The 1,534-nt window shown below is 66.0% G+C and carries 2 protein-coding genes; both read right to left on the bottom strand.

Annotated elements, in window-relative coordinates; all coding sequences use genetic code 11:
• The coding region (locus P3W85_RS23230) for an alpha/beta hydrolase (protein WP_276266506.1) at window positions 1-678 on the bottom strand (678 nt) is incomplete at its 3' end.
• A 352-nt stretch (window positions 679-1,030) separates the two neighbouring features.
• Window positions 1,031-1,318, bottom strand: coding sequence for a hypothetical protein (locus tag P3W85_RS23225; protein WP_035811853.1), 288 nt, complete (start codon window positions 1,316-1,318; stop codon window positions 1,031-1,033).
• Between the last annotated feature and the right edge of the window lie 216 nt (window positions 1,319-1,534).

The following is a 1,534-nucleotide window of genomic DNA, read 5'->3' as shown; positions in this document are numbered from 1 at the left end:
TACTGCCGCCGCGAAGCGCGCTTTCAGCCATGCGCCGATTGCCGCGATCTCTTCCATGCAGACCGAATGCGGCATGCGATAGGTATGCCAATCGACCTTGCAGCCGTGCTGCAGCAGGGTGTCGCGGGCCAGCATGCCCAACTGTACGGGTACCACGTCGTCCTCGCTTCCGTGCGCGGCGAAGATCGGCGTGGCGCGGTTGGCTTCGCTGAGCTCGGCGGCCAGCAAGTCTGGCGCGGGGATATAGGTGGAGAGGGCGACGATGCCGCCCAGGGGTTCCGGATGCGTGAGGCCAGTGGTATAGGCTATGGCGCCGCCCTGCGAGAAGCCGGCCAGCACCACGCGATGGCTGGGCACGCCGCGCTGGTTCTCGCGGGTGATCAGTGCCCGGACCGCATCGCGCGAGACGCGGATGCCGGCTTCGTCGGCGTGTCGGCGGGCGTCGTCCAGCGATTGGATGTCATACCATGCCGGCATCACGTAGCCACCGTTGCAGGTGACGGGAATGGCTGGCGCATGGGGAAACACGAAGCGCACGCCTGGCGAAGGCGCCAGGCCGAGTTCCGGCACCACGGGTACGAAATCGCTGCCATCCGCGCCCAGCCCGTGCATCCAGATGACCGACCACGTCGGCGATGGCGCGCTTTCGATTTCGATGGCGGGCAGCAGTTCTTTCATGTCGGTTTCCTGTTGGGCCCCTGGCCGGGCAGGCGGCATCGCGAGTCCGGGCGCCAGCGCGCGGCGGATGCGATGTTCCGGATGGCGGCGCGGCCGGTGCGGGACGGTGGTCGGGTATGGGTTCGAGAGATAGGGGGCGCGGCGTTGCCACGCAAGACGGCCAGTATCGCACAGCACCAGCGCGACGCCGCCACGCGCGCCCATGCGGGACGCTTGCCAAGGGCAGGGCGCGACCAGGCAAGGCAGTGCGCGAGCGCATGCCGCCGGGCGCGCGGCAATGCCGCAGCAGCGTCCCTGTCCGGGACGCAGGCGCACGCGTGCCCTGCCGGCGTGCCGGCAAGGTCGATACGGTTCAGGCTGCGGAAGGTACGACGGGTACTGTGATAAGTCCCGGCGACGAGCGCGGCGCCTGCGCGGGTTCCGCGCTGGCCGGGGCCCGCCGCTTGTCCACCACTTGCTCGACGCCAGTGGCGGACACGTCTTCGAGGAACGCTACCAGATCGCGGTAATAGTCGACCTGCATCTGTGCTTCAAGCAGGCGGCGCTCGGCCTGGAACAGCGTGAGCCGCATCTGCTGCAATTCCCTCTCTGCGATTTTCTCGGGGGTTGGTGGACTGAACATGTTTGCAAGCAAACGCATGGCATACCTCCCGCTGTCGACGGCTTCGAATTGAAACTCTGCCACGTCTCAATCATAGTAAAGAAATGCACATTTCTTGCTGTGTCGCATGCTGTCCACAGGGTTGATTGCCGGCACGCGGCGGGAGTAGTAGATTTGTCGTCTGGCTTGTCGGTGGCCTTTTGGTCTTGTTGCATGTTGCCCGGTGCTCCTTAAAGGCGGAGTGGTGTCGGGCTC

This window comes from Cupriavidus basilensis, assembly GCF_029335485.1.
Lineage (GTDB): Bacteria > Pseudomonadota > Gammaproteobacteria > Burkholderiales > Burkholderiaceae > Cupriavidus > Cupriavidus basilensis_E.
This window is presented reverse-complemented; position numbering and strand designations above follow the sequence as displayed.